This is a genomic window from Pseudomonas corrugata, from assembly GCF_050920615.1.
Lineage (GTDB): Bacteria > Pseudomonadota > Gammaproteobacteria > Pseudomonadales > Pseudomonadaceae > Aquipseudomonas > Aquipseudomonas corrugata.
In genome coordinates this window covers 6,391,500-6,408,698 of sequence record NZ_CP130434.1, presented here as the reverse complement: position 1 = coordinate 6,408,698, position 17,199 = coordinate 6,391,500, and the positions used below count along the sequence as shown (strand labels likewise).

Below are 17,199 nucleotides of genomic sequence, written 5' to 3'. Positions count from 1 at the left end.
AAACAGGCTTGAAGCATGGTATTGCGTGCAGATCTGCTGATTGTCGGCGCCGGTATGGTCGGAAGTGCCCTGGCGCTGGCGTTGCAAGGTAGCGGCTTGCAGGTGCTGTTGCTCGACGGCAGCCCGATGAGCGTCAAACCCTTCGATCCCCAGGCGGCATTCGAGCCTCGGGTCAGTGCCCTGTCGACGGCCAGCCAGCGGATCCTCGAGCGCCTTGGCGTTTGGGACGGGATCGCCGCCCGCCGCGCCAGTCCCTATACCGACATGCACGTCTGGGATGGCAGTGGCACCGGGCAGATTCATTTTTCCGCTGAAAGCCTGCATGCCGACACCCTGGGGCATATTGTCGAAAACCGGGTGGTGCAGGACGCACTGCTGGACCGGTTGCATGATTGCGACCTGGGCCTGCTCGCCAACGCGCGACTCGAGCAGATGCGCCGCTCCGGCGATGACTGGCTGCTGACCCTGGCCGATGGTCGCATCCTGCGGGCGCCGCTGGTCATCGCCGCCGATGGCGCGAACTCCGCCGTACGCCGCCTGACGGGAGTTGCCACTCGCGAATGGGATTACCTGCACCATGCCATTGTCACCAGCGTGCGCAGCGCCCAGTCCCATAGAATGACAGCTTGGCAGCGCTTCACCGACAACGGTCCTCTGGCTTTCCTGCCCCTGGAACGCGACGGCCGGCACGACTGGTGTTCGATTGTCTGGTCCACGACCCCTGGCGAGGCGCAGCGCTTGATGGCACTGGATGACGCCGGTTTCTGTACCGAGCTGGAACGAGCCTTCGAAGGCCGGCTCGGTCAGGTAGTCAGCGCCGACCCGCGCCTGTGCGTACCGCTGCGCCAGCGTCACGCCAAGCGCTATGTGGCCGAAGGCCTGGCCTTGATCGGCGATGCGGCCCACACCATCCACCCGCTGGCCGGGCAGGGCGTGAACCTGGGCTTCCTCGACGCTGCGGTGCTGGCCGAGGTGCTGCTGCAGGCAGCCGGACGGGGCGAGCGACTGGCGGATATCAAGGTGTTGAGCCGCTACGAGCGCCGGCGCATGCCCCATAACCTGGCGCTGATGGCGGCGATGGAAGGTTTTGAGCGGCTGTTCCAGGCTGATCCATTGCCGGTACGCTGGTTGCGCAATACCGGGTTGAAGCTGGTGGACCGCCTGCCCGAGGCCAAGGCGTTGTTCGTGCGCGAAGCGCTGGGGTTGATCGGGGATCTGCCGGATCTGGCCAAAGCCTGAGCGTTATGGTGGGGCAGATGGCCCTATCGCGGGCAAACCTTGCTCCCACAGAGCAGGTTGGTCTGGATCTGTGAAAGTGAGCTGTCCTTGTGGGAGCAAGGCTTGCCCGCGATGACGGTTGCACGGCTAGCCTACCAGTACGGCAACATTTGGAAATGTCTCCACCCACTGTTTGATTGAGCTGCCAAATGTGAGTCTTTATCATTTGCGCTCGCTCACCCACCGAGAGACCGCTTCCATGTTGGTATCCAAGCGCCTGCTGTCCGCCCTCGCCCTGACCCTCATCGGCTCCACTGCCGTGCAGGCCGCCGATGAGGTCGTGGTCTACTCCTCGCGCATCGATGAGCTGATCAAGCCGGTCTTCGATGTCTACACCAGAAAGACCGGTGTATCGGTGAAGTTCATCACCGACAAGGAAGCGCCGTTGATGCAGCGCATCAAGGCCGAAGGTGAAAATGCCACCGCCGACCTGCTGCTCACCGTCGACGCCGGCAACCTCTGGCAGGCCGAGCAGATGGGCATTCTCCAGCCGTTCACATCCCCGGTAATCGACGCCAACATCCCGTCTCAGTACCGTGCGTCCTCCCATGCCTGGACCGGCTTGAGCCTGCGGGCACGGACCATTGCCTACTCCACTGACCGGGTAAAACCCGACGAGCTGAGCACCTACGAAGCACTGGCGGACAATCAATGGGAAGGTCGCCTGTGCCTGCGCACTTCCAAGAAGGTCTACAACCAGTCCCTCACCGCCACCCTGATCGAAACCCACGGTGCGGAAAAAGCCGAGCAGATTCTCAAGGGCTGGGTCAGGAACCTGTCCACCGACGTGTTTTCCGACGACACCGCATTGCTCGAGGCGATCAACGCCGGGCAGTGCGACGTCGGCATCGTCAACACCTATTATTACGGTCGTCTGCACCAGCAGAAGCCGGACCTGAAAGTGAAGCTGTTCTGGCCGAACCAGGCAGACCGGGGTGTGCACATCAACTTGTCGGGCATCGGCCTGACCCGGCACGCACCGCACCCGGAGGCGGCAAAGAAACTGGTGGAATGGATGACCACGCCAGAAGCTCAAAGTATCTTTGCCGACGTCAACCAGGAATTTCCAGCCAATCCGCAAGTGGAGCCGTCCAAGGAAGTCGCAGCCTGGGGCAAGTTCAAAGCCGATACGCTGCCGGTGGAGGTGGCAGGCAAGCGCCAGGCCGAAGCCATTCGCATGATGGATCGGGCGGGCTGGAACTGACATACGGGGCGAGGTCCCCTGTGGCGAGGGGATGCATCCCCGCTGGCTTGCGAAGCAAGCCCGTGGAAAACAACTCAGTCCACCTGACATACCATGGCTTCCATCGAGCGGGGGTAAATCCCCTCGCCACGGGTTTTCTGTGAGCCTGCCCACGCATCATTTGAACGAGCGCCTTCCTTGACCCACCCCGTCCAACGCCGCTGGTACCCCCTGGTCTTCGCCATCGCCGCGCTGGTCCTGTTGCCCTTGAGTGTGCTGCTGCTGTCCTGGCAAAGCATCGACTCGCAGATATGGTCCCATTTGTGGGACACCCAGATGCCGCGTCTGTTGGGCAATACCCTGACGCTGGTTGTCGGCGTGGGTTCAGGGGTGACGGTGCTGGGCGTCAGTCTTGCCTGGCTCACCAGTCTTTGTGAGTTTCCGGGCCGGCGTTGGCTCGACTGGGCATTGATGCTGCCGTTCGCGATTCCGGCCTACGTGCTGGCGTTTGTCTTCGTGGGCCTGCTGGACTTTGCCGGCCCGGTGCAAACCTTGTTGCGTGACTGGTTCGGCAGCGGCCTGCGCATGCCCCGGGTCCGCTCTACCGGCGGGGTGATCCTGGTGCTGGTCCTGGTTTTTTACCCTTACGTGTACCTGCTGGCGCGCAGTGCGTTCCTGGCCCAGGGCAAGGGGTTGATGGAAGCTGCCCGGGTGCTCGGGCAGTCGCCGTGGCAGGCGTTCTGGCGCGTGGCATTACCGATGGCCCGGCCGGCCATCGGGGCGGGCGTGGCGCTGGCATTGATGGAAACCCTCGCGGATTTCGGGGCGGTGTCGGTGTTCAACTTCGACACCTTCACCACGGCCATCTACAAGACCTGGTACGGCTTCTTCAGCCTCTCCAGTGCTGCCCAACTGGCCAGCCTGTTGTTGCTGGCAGTGATGCTGGTGCTCTTTGGCGAACGCCGGGCCCGGGGTGCCCTGCGGGCCAGTAACGAACGGCCCAGGGCCAGGGCTTTGTATGCCTTGTGTGGTCTCAAGGCCGCAGCGGCCACTGGTTGGTGCCTGCTGGTATTCATCTGCGCATTCGTCATCCCGGTTCTGCAACTGGTGGTGTGGTTCTGGCAGCGCGGCCGTTTCGATCTGGATGAGCGCTATGCCGGGTTGATTGTCCACACCCTTTACCTGGGTGGCCTGGCGGCACTGATCACCGTTTGCGTGGCCTTGCTGTTGGCTTTCGCCCGGCGCCTGGCCCCGACCCGTGCCATTCGTGGCGGCGTGGGGCTGGCGAACCTGGGGTATGCCTTGCCTGGGTCGGTGCTGGCGGTGTCGATCATGCTTGCTTTCAGCTATCTGGACCGTGAGCTGGTTATCCCGTTGTCGAGCATGCTCGGCGGCGCGGGTAAGCCCCTGCTGCTGGGCAGCCTGTCGGCCCTGCTGTTGACCTATCTGGTGCGTTTCCTGGCCGTGGCATACGGGCCCCTGGAAAGCAGTCTTGGACGGATCCGCCCATCGTTGCCTGAAGCTGCACGCAGTCTCGGTGTCAGTGGGCCACAACTGTTTTTCAAAGTGTATCTGCCGCTATTGCTGCCCGGCACACTGAGTGCGGCGTTGCTGGTGTTCGTGGATGTGCTCAAGGAAATGCCCGCGACCCTGCTCATGCGCCCGTTCGGTTGGGACACCTTGGCAGTGCGGATCTTCGAAATGACCAGCGAAGGGGAGTGGGCCCGGGCCGCGCTGCCGGCGCTGACCCTGGTATTGGTGGGACTGTTGCCGGTCATCGGATTGATACGACGTTCGGCTCATCGGAGCTGATAAAACGAGTCCCCAGGTGTCAGTCCGAGTGTGCTGTTTCGCCAATACGTTCCTTTTTTGACGAGTGGTTATTGTCGTCAGGCGAGGAGCGGCAACGCAGCATGACGGCAATGGGCACCGTCAAAAAAGAACAGTATTGGTGATACAGGACAGCGGATCATGCGGCTACAATGCGCCGCATTCGGTGCGCTCCGTCTGTCGGACAGTCCGCATCTTCGCCAAGCCCGGAAGGAGAAACCCATGGGACAGCGTACGCCTCTGTATGACCTTCATCTCGCCCTCGGCGCGAAGATGGTCGATTTTGGCGGTTGGGATATGCCTCTGCATTACGGCTCGCAAGTCGAGGAGCACCACCAGGTGCGTCGCGATTGCGGTGTATTCGATGTATCCCACATGACGGTAATCGACGTCGCCGGTACCCAGGCGAAGGCCTGGCTGCAGCGCTTGCTCGCCAACGACGTCGATCGCTTGCAGGACACGGGAAGTGCCCTCTACAGTGCCATGCTCAACGAGCAGGGTGGCATCGTCGACGACATGATCGTCTACCGCGTAGACGATGGTTACCGGCTGGTCTTCAACGCCTCGACCCGGGATCAGGACCTGGCCTGGATGCAGGTGCAGCTCGGGGAATACGACGTGCAACTGCGCGAACGTTCCGAGCTGGCGATGCTGGCCATCCAGGGGCCACAGGCCCGGCACAGGATTGCCGAGCTGGTCTCGCAATCGCGCGGTCAATTGATCCAGCAACTCAAGCCCTTCGAGGGGCGCGCCGACGGTGACTGGTTCATCGCACGCACGGGCTACACCGGTGAAGATGGTCTGGAGATTGTCCTGCCCGCTCACGAAGCGCCGAGTTTTTTCAACGATCTGGTGGGGGCGGGCATTTCGCCCATTGGCCTCGGAGCTCGGGATACCTTGCGCCTGGAGGCCGGCATGAACCTCTACGGCCAGGATATCCACCAAGACATTTCGCCCTTGGCCTCGAACATGGCCTGGAGCATTGCCTGGGAGCCGGCGAGCCGGCAGTTCATCGGGCGCAGTGCGCTGGAAGCCGAGTTGGCGGGGGGCGTGCAGCACAAACTGGTTGGTCTCGTGCTGGAAGAGCGCGGCGTCTTGCGCGCCCATCAGGTGGTTCGCATTGCTGATGCGGGCGAAGGTGAGATCACCAGTGGCAGTTTTTCTCCTACGCTTAGCAAGTCGATCGCCCTGGCACGTGTTCCGATGGCTACCGCCGACCGTGCCGAGGTAGAAATTCGTGGTAAGTGGTACCCGGTACGGGTGGTCAAACCGACCTTCGTCCGCCATGGCAAAACCCTGATTTAACCTTTCACGGCGGGCCGCTGGCCGCTGACACTTTCTCTTGAGGACACAGAATATGAGTGATATCCCTGCCGAACTGCGTTTTGCTGAAAGCCATGAGTGGGCGCGCCTGGAGGCTGACGGTACCGTTACCGTGGGCATTTCCGACCATGCCCAGGAAGCGCTGGGTGATGTGGTATTCGTCGAGCTGCCGGATCTAGGCAAGGTTTTTGACGCCTCTGAGACAGCGGGCGTGGTGGAGTCGGTCAAGGCCGCTTCGGACATCTATGCCCCGGTCGGCGGTGAAGTGATCGCTGTCAACGAAGAGCTGGCTGGTTCGCCGGAACTGTTGAACTCCGAGCCGTATAACGCCTGGATCTTCAAGCTCAAGCCTTCCAATGCCGCAGCTGATCTCGGCAAGCTGCTTGATGCGGCTGGCTACAAGGCCGCCATCGGCGAATGATGAACCGCTAATGTGGGAGCGAGCCTGCTCGCGATGGCGGTGTGTCAGTCAGCATGAATATTGCTGACCTACCGCTATCGCGAGCAGGCTCGCTCCCACAAGAGATGACTTGCAAGGCAAAAAAATGCCGCTCGATCGAGCGGCATTTTTCATGGGGCCGGATCAGTCCTGGGCGACGGCGTTTTTCGCCAGGATCGCGTTGGCCAGTTCCATGTCGGTGGCCTGCAGGCCTGGGTTATCGGCACGGACCTTCTGCATTGCCGCTTCCAGATAAGGGCCGCGGATGTTGCCGTCACTGGCGACGAAGCTACCGGCGTCGTCCTGGGCGGCGACGATCAGTTTGTGATCCTTGAAAGTCAGGTAGGTGGAACCGGTGGTTGCACCGGACGAGATGACGTTACGCCAAAACGTGTCGGCCATTGCCGAGCCAACAGGAAGAGACAGCAAGGCTAGGGTAGCGACAGCAAGTTTGAGACGCATGATGGTGACTCCACTGGGTTAACTATGACTTTGGATTACCTGCGTCTGGATTCAGTTCCGTGACTTATCGGTCAAGCGATACCGGGTTCATTTGTGCTCGCTTTGCGGCGTTACCCGCAGCACCTCCTCGACAGTGGTCAGCCCTGCGGCGATTTTCTGAGCACCGGACAGCCGCAAGCTGCGCATGCCTTCCTTGAATGCCTGGCGGCGTACTGCCAGCAGGTCTGTATCGGCATGGATCAGTCCCTTGATGCTGTCACTCAGTTGAAGTATTTCGTACACCCCGGCGCGGCCGCGATAACCGGTATCACGGCATTCCAGGCAACCGACGGCTTGTTGGGCATTGCTCGGCAAGGGGGCTTGCCAGGGCCGGGTCAGGGTTTGCCAGTCTTCCTCGTCCAGGGCCAGGGGCGCCTTGCAATGAGGACACAGTGTGCGCACCAGGCGCTGAGCCATGATTCCGAGGACCGTGGCCTTGATCAGATAGTGGGGCACGCCGAGCTCAAGCAGGCGACTGATGGCGCTCGGTGCATCGTTGGTATGCAGCGTCGAGAGCACGAGGTGCCCGGTGAGTGCCGCCTGGATCGCCATCTCGGCGGTTTCCAGGTCACGTATTTCGCCGATCATGATGATGTCCGGGTCCTGCCGCATGAGCGCGCGCACCCCTGCGGCGAAACTCAGGTCTATGTTGTGCTGCACCTGCATCTGGTTGAAGGACGACTCGACCATCTCGATCGGGTCCTCGATGGTGCAAAGGTTCACTTCCGGCGTCGCCAGCTTCTTGAGGGTGGTGTAGAGGGTGGTGGTCTTGCCGGAACCGGTGGGGCCGGTCACCAGAATGATGCCGTTGGGCTGGCGCGTCATGTCCTGCCAGCGGCGCAGGTCGTCGGCGGAGAATCCGAGCTGGTCGAAATCCTTGAGCAGGACTTCGGGGTCGAAGATCCGCATGACCATTTTTTCGCCGAACGCCGTAGGCAATGTCGACAGGCGCAACTCCACCTCGTTTCCGTCAGGGGTCTTGGTCTTGACCCGGCCATCCTGGGGTTTGCGCTTCTCCGCGACGTTCATCCGTCCAAGGTTCTTCAGGCGACTTATGATCGCCATCGTCACCTGGGGCGGGAACTGGTAGACGGTGTGCAGCACCCCGTCGATGCGAAACCGCACCGTGCCCTGCTCGCGACGTGGCTCGATGTGGATATCACTGGCGCGCTGCTGGAAGGCGTACTGGAACAGCCAATCGACGATATTGACGATATGCGCGTCGTTGGCGTCCGGCTCCTGGTCGCTGGCGCCCAGGTTGAGCAATTGTTCGAAGTTGCTGAGGTTGCTCGGTTGCTGCTCGGTCGTGGTGGCGCCACTGACAGATTTGGCGAGGCGATAGAACTCCACGCTCAGGCGCTGGATGTCCACGGGGTTGGCGACCACTCGTTTGATCGGCAGCTTGAGCACATGGGTCAGGTCCGATTCCCAACTGCTGACGTACGGTTGGGCGCTGGCGACAGTGACGGTATCGCGATCGACTGCCACCGCCAGGATCTTGTGGCGCTGGGCAAAGGCGTAGGACATCAGTGGCGTAACGGCCGCGACATTGATCTTCAGCGGGTCGATGCGCATGTACGGTTGGCCGGCCTGCTGGGACAACCACAGGGTCAGGCTCTCCAGGTCCAGGCGCTTGCCGGGGCGGCTGAGGTCGTCCAGATGTTGGTTGGCGATGAACTCCAGCGGGTGCAACTGGCTGCTGGTGTTGTGGCGTCGCCGGGCGTTGAGCGCGGTTTCGGCCGAATCCTGGCTGATGAAGCCTTGGGTGACCAGTTGGCGCAGCAGATCATTGAGGTCCAGCCAGCGGTCCTGAGTGGCGTGTTTGGTGGACATGTGGGTTCCTATTGAACAATTGCAGCAAAGCCGCGATACAGACGCTTGCGCGTCCTGAGTCGGTCTGCAAAAGAATAGTCCCGACCCGGTGAACCGTTGGGCCACTACCCGACCAATGCGTTTCGAATTCTTGCCTGATACCCCTCAAGCCGTCGCCTGGACCGGCGCAGCCCAGGCGGTATCGGCGCTTTGCAGATCCACCGAGCACACGCTGATCAGGTTGCGCAATTTTTCCGCAAGCACCTGGGCACGGTGCCAGCTCAGCCCTTCGATGAGGATCTCCATCGTCAGCAGTTCATCCTGGCGTTCGACGTGGACCTGCTCTGGCATCAAGCCCTGCAGGGCGAACAGATTCAGGGCCCGGCACAGCAAATCGGCTTCGGCTTCGGCCAGCAACCGGTACTTCACGCGACAATGGGCGTTGGCGGTATGCCAGACATCGGCGCGCGGGGCGACGGTTTCGAACGAGGGCATGGACGATCTCCTTGAGTGGAGAGGAATGTTTACATGCGCGAAGGGGAATTTCTTATCTAAAATGCACAAATTAGCCATCATGTTGAATCGTATGATTCTTTATTTTGTTCTTGAAGAGTTTATTTATGCATAGCGAGCTGGATGGTTACGACCGCAGGATACTGGCGTTGCTGCAAGAGGATGCGTCGCTGTCCAGCGCGCAGATCGCCGAACAGGTAGGCCTGTCCCAGTCGCCGTGTTGGCGACGGATCCAGCGAATGAAGGAGGAGGGGATCATTCGCGGTCAGGTAACGTTGCTCGACCGCAAGAAAATCGGACTCAACACGCAGATCTTCGCCGAAATCAAACTCAACGCCCACGGGCGTTCGAACTTCACCGAATTCACCGAGGCGATTCGCGGCTTTCCCGAAGTCCTGGAGTGTTATGTGCTGATGGGGTCGGTGGATTTCCTGCTACGCATCGTCACGGCGGACATCGAGGCGTATGAGCGATTCTTTTTCGAGAAGCTGTCGCTGGTGCCGGGGATACAGGAAGTGAACTCGATCGTGGCGCTATCGGAGATCAAGTCCACGACGAGTTTACCGGTGATGCGCTGACGTCTGCTGTGTCTGCTCCGGCCCCATCGCGAGCAGGCTCGCTCCCACATTGATGCCATGTTCGTACACATCAATTGTGTCCGCTGAAGATCCAATGTGGGAGCGAGCCTGCTCGCGATGGCGGTATTACAGACGCAACAACATCTTCCAGGCCCGATTCTGATAAACCGCAATCGCCTGATGCTTGCGTGCATCCAGGGCTTCGTCGGTAATGGGCTCGTTGGCCAGTTGCGCCAGTTTGTTCAGCTCGCCGTAGAGGCGGTCCATCTCCGGTATCTCCAGCACCGCACGGGCATGGTGCAGCCAGACCTGGATGCGCTCGATGCGAGGCAGTTGTTCGGCCAGGTCTTCAGGTTGCTGCTGGTAGCGTTGCAACTGCAGGGACGAGGCTTCCTCGCCCAGCAGTCGAGGCAGCCAGCTATTGAGTTGCGCCGCGCCCTGGCGATTGCCACGGGTATTGCGCTCGGTCGTCCAGCCGCGGGCCAGCAGCCAGCGCGAAGCGTTCAGGGAGAACAGGCCCCAACGCGGGTCCTGCAGCTCCTCAAGGAACTGCTCCGGTGCCGCCTTGCGCACGTCTTCGTCGTCCAGGCCGGCCTGGACCAGTGGACGCCAGTCTTCCAGCAGGGCGTCCAGGGCGACGCGCAAGTCGTGGGTCGATTGACGCGGTGCGGCCTGGCCAAGGCTGCTGAGCAAGGCTCGCAGTTCGGCGAGGTTCTCTACCCAATCCAACAGCAGGCGCCAGTGGCCATTGAAGCGGTACTGCTCGGCCAGGCGCTGGCTGCTGCCCAGCAAATGCCAGTTCAGCGCGGCGAAGGCGTCGTCCAGCGGCATCTCGGCGGTCAATTGCGGGGCGGGCAGGCTCAGGGCGTAGCTGTTTGCATCGTACAGGCGGTAGCCACGTTCGGCCTTGCTGATGTCGCAGGGCATCAAGGGCAGGGTCGCGGCCAGTTCGGCGGCCAGCTCCAGCAGCGCGGCGGGCTCGCCTTCGCGCAGTTCCAGCTCCAGCTCGCAGATTTCTTCCTTCTGCTTGCCGACCACGACATGGCCCAGGTCCAGCGCGGCTTCGATGACCACTTTGCTTTTGCCGCGACCCCAGGCGATTTCGGCGCGCTCGCGGACGAAATCGGTGGTGAAGATGGCCTTGAGGGTTTTCTTGTCCAGTTCGGCCAAGGCCTCGGGCCAGCATTCGCCATCGAGTTTCTTCAGGTCGAGCTTGGCTTTGGGCAGGTGCCAGTCGTATTCGTTGCGCTCGGACAGGCCGGCGATGCTCTGGCCACGGGTCTTGAGCGTCTGAATCACCTCTTCACCGTCGCGGCGCAGGCGCAGGGCGACCTTGGCCCGAGCCAGGTCACGCTCCGGCGTGTCGAAATACTGGTTCATCAGCTCACGGCGTTCCCAGCCGCCTTTGTTGCGTTTTTTCAGCAGCGGATGCTCGCGCAAGGCTGCCAGGGTCTCGCGGCTGACGCGGAGTTTGATTTCGGTTTCTTTCTGCATGGCCGGAAAATCCAGGGATCGGGTGCGCAGCCGGGGGAAGGTGTGGCTGCCAAGGCCGTGCAGTGTACAGGAGTCCTCCGTCCTACGCGCCGCGACGAGTTATAGCCCGCTATGGCGAGGAGCGGCAACGCAGCATCACGGCAACAGACACCGTCAAAAAAGAACAGTATTTGTGATGCAGGACACCAGCACCGGATGGTTCTATGATGGGTGTCAACTTGTGAGTCCGGAGCCAGCGATGCCTTTGCCGTCCATGAAAGATCAGTTCGCTGCCCTGATCGCCGCGCCTTCGGTCAGTTGCACGCAGCCTGGGCTGGACCAGTCCAACAGCGCCGTGATCGAACTGCTGGCGGGCTGGCTCGGCGACCTCGGGTTTTCCTGTGATATCCAGCAGGTCAGTCCCGGCAAATTCAATCTGCTGGCAAGTTTCGGCAGCGGCCCCGGTGGCCTGGTGCTGGCCGGGCATAGCGATACGGTGCCGTTCGACGGTGCACTGTGGCAGACCGACCCGCTGAAGCTCACCGAAGTCGATGGGCGCTGGGTCGGGCTGGGCAGTTGCGACATGAAAGGCTTCTTCGCCCTGGCCATCGAAGCGCTCAAGCCACTGCTGGATCAGCCGTTCAAGCAACCGTTGCTGATCCTCGCCACCTGCGATGAAGAAAGCTCCATGGCCGGCGCCCGCGCCTTGGCCGATGCCGGACGTCCTCTGGGACGCGCCGCCGTCATCGGTGAGCCGACCGGCCTGCGGCCGATTCGCCTGCACAAAGGCGTGATGATGGAGCGCATCGACATTCTCGGGCGCAGCGGTCATTCCTCCGATCCGAGCCTGGGGCATAGCGCGCTTGAAGCCATGCACGACGCCATGGGCGAGCTGCGCGGCCTGCGCCTGCAATGGCAGCGTGAATTCCGTAACCCGCAATTCACGGTGCCGCAACCGACCCTGAACTTCGGTTGTATCCATGGCGGCGACAACCCCAACCGGATCTGCGGCCAATGCTCGATGGAATTCGACTTGCGTCCCTTGCCGGGCATGGATCCGCAAGTATTGCGTGCGGCCATTTTGCAGAAGCTCGATCCCATCGCCGAGCGGCACAAGGTCAAGATCGACTATGCCCCGCTGTTTCCCGAAGTGCCGCCGTTCGAGCAGTCCGAGGACGCCGAACTGGTTCGCGTGGCCGAGCGACTCACCGGCCATCGTGCCGAAGCAGTGGCGTTCGGCACCGAAGCGCCTTATCTTCAGCGCCTTGGTTGCGAAACCCTGGTGCTGGGCCCTGGCGATATCGCCTGTGCCCACCAGCCGGGCGAGCACCTTGAAATGTCACGACTGCAACCTACTGTGCAATTGTTACGGCAGTTGATCGAACACTATTGCCTGACACCGGCCGCCGGCTACTAGATTGCCTATATCCAGACCCGTATTCATAAGGAGAGCGCGCGTGTCGCCAAGCCTGTTCCGACGATAACCATCAGCCTGCTGTGCGTCCGTTTCGTCTTTTTTCGGCTGTTATTTATTACAGGTCCAGGTTCATGCCCGAATACGTCAATTGGCTTCGTCACGCTTCGCCCTATATCAATGCCCACCGCGACTGCACCTTCATCGTCATGCTGCCCGGCGACGGAGTAGAACACCCCAATTTCGGCAACATCGTCCATGACCTGGTGCTGCTGCACAGTCTCGGTGTGCGGCTGGTGCTGGTCCATGGTTCGCGTCCTCAGATCGAAACCCGCCTCGCCGCGCGGGGACTGACCCCGCACTATCACCACGGCATGCGCATCACCGATGCCGCGACCCTGGAATGCGTGATCGATGCGGTTGGCCAGTTGCGCATTGCAATCGAGGCCCGCCTGTCGATGGACATGGCTTCTTCGCCGATGCAGGGCTCGCGGTTGCGGGTCGCCAGCGGCAACCTGGTCACCGCAAGGCCCATCGGCGTGCTGGAAGGCGTGGACTATCACCATACCGGCGAAGTGCGCCGGGTCGACCGCAAGGGTATCAATCGCCTGCTGGATGAGCGCTCCATTGTCCTCCTGTCGCCGTTGGGCTATTCGCCTACCGGAGAAATCTTCAACCTCGCCTGTGAAGATGTCGCAACCCGGGCCGCCATTGACCTGGCGGCCGACAAGCTGTTGCTGTTCGGTGCCGAGCAGGGTTTGATCGGCGAGGACGGGCGTCTGGTGCGCGAGTTGCGCCCACAGCAGGTCCCGTCCCATATGCAACGCCTGGGCAGCGACTATCAGGCCGAACTGTTGGATGCTGCAGCCCAGGCCTGCCGTGGTGGCGTCGCTCGCAGCCACATTGTCAGCTACGTCGAAGACGGTGCGCTGCTGGCCGAGCTGTTCACTCGCGATGGCAGCGGTACGTTGGTCGCTCAAGAGCAATTCGAGGTGGTGCGCGAAGCGGCCATCGAAGACGTCGGTGGCTTGCTGGACCTGATCAGCCCACTGGAGGAGCAGGGCATCCTGGTGCGTCGCTCCCGCGAAGTGCTGGAGCGGGAAATCGAACAGTTCAGCGTGGTCGAGCGCGAGGGCATGATCATCGCTTGTGCGGCGCTCTACCAGATCGCCGATTCGGACGCCGGGGAGCTGGCCTGCCTGGCGGTGAATCCTGAGTACCGCCACGGTGGACGGGGCGACGAGTTGCTGGAGCGGATCGAGGCCCGTGCCCGCGCCAAGGGACTCAAGACCCTGTTCGTCCTCACCACCCGTACCGCCCACTGGTTCCGCGAACGGGGCTTCGAACCGAGCAGCGTTGAACGTCTGCCGGCGGCTCGGGCTTCGCTGTACAACTATCAACGCAATTCGAAGATCTTCGAGAAAGCCCTGTAGATCCGGTAACCCTCTGTGAACCCCGCTATGTGCGACAGGTTGCACTCTTTTTGATTTCAGACAATGAAGTGTCTGTCTCAAAACCTTCACGATTGTGGTCTATGCTGCTCCGGACGCACTGAGACAGAGCCATCGAGGCTTGCATGGCGAGCCTCGACATTTACGTTCTTTGTCCTGAAAACTGCACAAAAAATAGCCATTCAGTAATCCGCAAGGCTGGCCGATATGCCAGGTCTGCGGTGAAGAAGCATTGCTGGCACCTATATGTCCAAATCGACTGAAAACTTATGAAACAATTCTTTTTGGACTTATGAATAATCCATTATTCTCCCGCCCGGTGTCGTGGGGTTAGACCTTGGTCGTAGTCATAAATGGTTACGATTGACTTGTCGGTCACGGTCTGGCGCTAATCGCGCATCCGCGGATTCCGGACGTTCGATCCAGAACCAAAGAAACACAAGAATTAGAAAACGAGAGGAGCGAAGCATGAACAAGTCCACCTTGGCCCTGGCTGTGGCCGTTGGGGTTCTGGCGCAGCAGGCAGGCGCCGCCGGTTTTATCGAAGACAGCAAGGCGTCCGTCAGTTCTCGTACGCTGTACTTCAATAACGATAACCATGAAACAGGCAAAGAAGACCTGCGCGAAACGGGCACCGGCCTCAAGTTCGACTACAAGTCTGGTTTCACGCAAGGTGTAGTGGGTTTCGGTATCGATGCTCAGGCGCTGGTGGGTATTCGTCTCGATGGTGGAAGGGGCCGTAACGCCGGCTCCTTTATGCCAAGCGATACCGATGGTGCGGCAGTACATGACTGGAGCCGTTTGTCGGGCAACGTCAAGGCGCTGTTCTCCAAGACCGAGGCTCACGTAGGTGGTGCACTGGCACCGAACCTGCCGATCCTGGTCGCCAACGATTCCCGTCTGCTGCCGCAGACCTTTGAAGGTGGCACCATCACCTCCAAGGAAATCGACAATGTGACCTTCAATGCCGGTCAGCTGGAGCACGCCACTGGCCGTGCATCGAGCAACAGCACTGGCCTGGCAGTGGCCGGTGGTACCGAGGACAGTAACCAGTTCCGCTTTGCCGGTGCTGACTGGAAGGTCACCAAAGACCTGACCCTGCAGTACTACTACGCCAACCTGCAGGATTACTACAAGCAGCACTTCCTGGGTGCGGTGCACGTTTTCCCGATCAGCGAAGGCCAATCGTTCAAGACCGACCTGCGCTACTTCGACAGCAGCTCGGATGGCCGTAATGGCGATGCCGGTTATCAGTTCAACAACAACGGTGGCTATGCCAAGCACTCGGGCGAGGTCGATAACAAGACCTGGAGCGCCATGTTCACCTACACACTGGGTGGCAGCGCCTTCCTGTTGGGTCACCAGCAAGTCGGTGATGACGGTGGCTTCGTCTACCTGAACCAGGGCAACGTGGTTAACGGCGACGGTCGTCCCGAAGGTGCGGGTGGCGCGAGCTTCTACCTGTTCACCGACAGCATGATCAACGGGTTTGTCCGTGCCGGTGAAAATACCAGCTTCGGTCAATACTCCTACGACTTCGCTTCCTTGGGCGTTCCAGGCCTGAAAGCCTCGGTTTCCTACCTGCGTGGTGACGATGTCAAATCCGCCACTGCTGGCGGAAGCGATTACTCCGAGTGGGAACGCGACATGCGTGTGGATTACGTCATCCAGCAAGGCGCTTTGAAAGGCTTCGGCACTACCCTGCGTCAGGGTACCTACCGCAGCAGCGGTGCTGGCGACAGCCAGGACCAGACCCGTCTGATCTTCAACTACACTTACAACTTCATGTAAGACGTAGAGCTATAAAAAAGCCCCGCCCGGCACACGCCGGGCGGGGCTTTTGCGTTTTCGGGTCAGGCCCACCCCTGAAGCCTTTCTCGAAGTTTCTCCTCTTTACAGCAACTCGAGGCCTTCTCGAAACCTCGTCGAAGATGTTGGACTCATAGGTACGTCTGGGCCAGTGAACAGTTTTTTATATTCACAAAAAATCTAGAGAGATCGATATTCATTCTTTTTAAAACCGCCACAACCGAGGCACAGTCAGGCTCCACAAGATCTCATCCAGGAGCCGTACCATGAGCCTCAGACTGGGCGACATCGCCCCCGACTTCGAACAGGAATCCAGCGCCGGCAAAATCCGCTTCCACGAGTGGCTCGGCAACAGCTGGGGTGTGCTGTTTTCTCACCCGGCGGACTTTACGCCGGTCTGCACCACCGAGCTGGGCCTCACCGCCAAGCTCAAGGATGAATTCGCCAAGCGCGGCGTCAAGGCCATTGCTCTCTCGGTCGACCCGGTGGACTCGCACCACAAATGGATCGACGACATCAACGAAACCCAGAATACCGTCGTCAACTTCCCGATCCTGGCTGACGCCGATCGCAAGGTGTCGGACCTGTACGACCTGATCCACCCCAATGCCAGCGATACCTTGACCGTGCGTTCACTGTTCGTGATCGACCCGAACAAGAAGATTCGCCTGACCATTACCTATCCGGCCAGCACCGGGCGCAACTTCAATGAAATCCTGCGGGTGATCGATTCCTTGCAGTTGACCGACAACTATAAGGTTGCCACGCCGGCCAACTGGCAGGACGGTGATGAGGTAGTGATCGTGCCGTCGCTCAAGGATGAAGAAGAACTCAAACAGCGTTTCCCCAAAGGATATCGTGCGGTGAAGCCGTACTTGCGCCTTACTCCGCAGCCTAATCGCTGACGCAAAACCTTTGTGGGAGCGAGCCTGCTCGCGATAGCCATAGATCAGCCATATTCATGCTGACTGACACGCCGCTATCGCGAGCAGGCTCGCTCCCACAGGTTCTCCATGCACCAAGGGTTTTTGCCGTTTCGACGGCCTTTTTTATGCTTTGAAAAAGAAATGCCTGCATATTTCTATATTGAATAAATAAATGAATAAATATGATTTATGGATATATAAAGGCCCCTGCTATGGTTTGACCCATCCAGCGAGCTTGGCAGGCCGCCAATCGGTTGATCTCCCATCTGGACGACGACACCATCGCCCGCGCTCAGGCTTCCCTGGCGCGCTTCGACTCGGTGGGCCAGCAACGCATGGCCGCGCTGCATGGGGGGCGGCGTGACAAGCTGGAAGTCAGCCCCAACCTCTGGGCCGGCGTCGGGCTGGTGCGTGGCGGTGCCGGTACAGCGCTGGTGGGCGATGGCCCGACGGTGGCGGCGCGGGTCAAGGAATACGCTGAACTAGGGATCGACACCTTTATTTTCTCCGGTTATCCACACCTCGAAGAGTCGTATCGCGTGGCGGAGCTGTTGTTTCCACACCTGGACGTGGAGCGCCCGGAGCAGCCGAAAAGCCAGGGCTATGTGAGCCCGTTCGGGGAAATGGTCGCCTATGACATCCTCCCCAAAGCCGCATCCCAGAGCTGAG

The 17,199-nt window shown here is 60.5% G+C and carries 14 protein-coding genes and 1 pseudogene; 11 read left to right on the top strand and 4 right to left on the bottom strand.

The window, feature by feature from the left end; all coding sequences use genetic code 11:
* Positions 1 to 21 precede the first annotated feature (21 nt).
* From QZH45_RS28810 to gcvH, 5 genes are all read left to right on the top strand, one after another.
* Complete coding sequence (locus QZH45_RS28810; protein WP_174549826.1) at positions 22 to 1,239, top strand: 2-octaprenyl-3-methyl-6-methoxy-1,4-benzoquinol hydroxylase; 1,218 nt, start codon at positions 22 to 24, stop codon at positions 1,237 to 1,239.
* 238 nt (positions 1,240 to 1,477) lie between these two features.
* Positions 1,478 to 2,482: an extracellular solute-binding protein gene (locus QZH45_RS28805; protein ID WP_024780499.1), complete on the top strand. Its 1,005-nt coding sequence runs from the start codon at positions 1,478 to 1,480 to the stop codon at positions 2,480 to 2,482.
* A gap of 177 nt (positions 2,483 to 2,659) precedes the next feature.
* Entirely contained in the window at positions 2,660 to 4,273 is a 1,614-nt protein-coding gene (locus QZH45_RS28800) for an ABC transporter permease (protein WP_069018355.1), read from the top strand.
* 240 nt (positions 4,274 to 4,513) lie between these two features.
* Complete coding sequence (gcvT, locus tag QZH45_RS28795; protein WP_024780497.1) at positions 4,514 to 5,596, top strand: glycine cleavage system aminomethyltransferase GcvT; 1,083 nt, start codon at positions 4,514 to 4,516, stop codon at positions 5,594 to 5,596.
* A 52-nt stretch (positions 5,597 to 5,648) separates the two neighbouring features.
* The gene (gcvH, locus tag QZH45_RS28790; protein WP_024780496.1) at positions 5,649 to 6,035 is read left to right on the top strand and encodes a glycine cleavage system protein GcvH; all 387 of its coding nucleotides are present in this window, start codon (positions 5,649 to 5,651) and stop codon (positions 6,033 to 6,035) included.
* Positions 6,036 to 6,197: 162 nt separating this feature from the next.
* Here gcvH and QZH45_RS28785 read toward each other — a convergent pair whose 3' ends face one another.
* The 3 genes from QZH45_RS28785 to QZH45_RS28775 all read right to left on the bottom strand — a co-directional run bounded on the left by QZH45_RS28785 (position 6,198) and on the right by QZH45_RS28775 (position 8,861).
* Positions 6,198 to 6,518 (bottom strand): DUF2388 domain-containing protein, encoded by a 321-nt coding sequence (locus QZH45_RS28785; protein ID WP_173668678.1) that lies wholly within the window; start codon positions 6,516 to 6,518, stop codon positions 6,198 to 6,200.
* A gap of 84 nt (positions 6,519 to 6,602) precedes the next feature.
* Positions 6,603 to 8,387, bottom strand: a complete 1,785-nt coding sequence (locus tag QZH45_RS28780) for a GspE/PulE family protein (protein WP_024780494.1) — start codon at positions 8,385 to 8,387, stop codon at positions 6,603 to 6,605.
* Positions 8,388 to 8,531: 144 nt separating this feature from the next.
* A complete protein-coding gene (locus QZH45_RS28775) occupies positions 8,532 to 8,861 on the bottom strand; it encodes a hypothetical protein (protein WP_024780493.1) in 330 nt (109 codons plus the stop codon).
* Positions 8,862 to 8,986: 125 nt separating this feature from the next.
* Here QZH45_RS28775 and QZH45_RS28770 point away from each other — a divergent pair, with 125 nt between their 5' ends.
* On the top strand, positions 8,987 to 9,457 hold the full coding sequence (locus tag QZH45_RS28770; RefSeq protein WP_024780492.1) for an Lrp/AsnC family transcriptional regulator: 471 nt from the start codon (positions 8,987 to 8,989) through the stop codon (positions 9,455 to 9,457).
* Between the two features lie 126 nt (positions 9,458 to 9,583).
* Here the strand turns inward: QZH45_RS28770 and QZH45_RS28765 are convergent, their stop codons facing one another.
* Positions 9,584 to 10,951 (bottom strand): inorganic triphosphatase, encoded by a 1,368-nt coding sequence (locus QZH45_RS28765; protein ID WP_069018354.1) that lies wholly within the window; start codon positions 10,949 to 10,951, stop codon positions 9,584 to 9,586.
* 238 nt (positions 10,952 to 11,189) lie between these two features.
* Between QZH45_RS28765 and argE the strand changes: the two genes are divergently transcribed.
* The 5 genes and pseudogenes from argE to QZH45_RS28740 form a co-directional block, all read left to right on the top strand.
* On the top strand, positions 11,190 to 12,347 hold the full coding sequence (argE, locus tag QZH45_RS28760) for an acetylornithine deacetylase (protein WP_024780490.1): 1,158 nt from the start codon (positions 11,190 to 11,192) through the stop codon (positions 12,345 to 12,347).
* Positions 12,348 to 12,478: 131 nt separating this feature from the next.
* A complete protein-coding gene (gene argA, locus QZH45_RS28755) occupies positions 12,479 to 13,777 on the top strand; it encodes an amino-acid N-acetyltransferase (protein ID WP_024780489.1) in 1,299 nt (432 codons plus the stop codon).
* A gap of 486 nt (positions 13,778 to 14,263) precedes the next feature.
* Positions 14,264 to 15,586, top strand: a complete 1,323-nt coding sequence (locus tag QZH45_RS28750) for an OprD family porin (RefSeq protein ID WP_024780488.1) — start codon at positions 14,264 to 14,266, stop codon at positions 15,584 to 15,586.
* Between the two features lie 284 nt (positions 15,587 to 15,870).
* Positions 15,871 to 16,509, top strand: coding sequence for a peroxiredoxin (locus QZH45_RS28745; RefSeq protein WP_024780487.1), 639 nt, complete (start codon positions 15,871 to 15,873; stop codon positions 16,507 to 16,509).
* 248 nt (positions 16,510 to 16,757) lie between these two features.
* Positions 16,758 to 17,198: pseudogene (locus QZH45_RS28740) on the top strand (alkanesulfonate monooxygenase); the annotation flags it as partial.
* Between the last annotated feature and the right edge of the window lies 1 nt (position 17,199).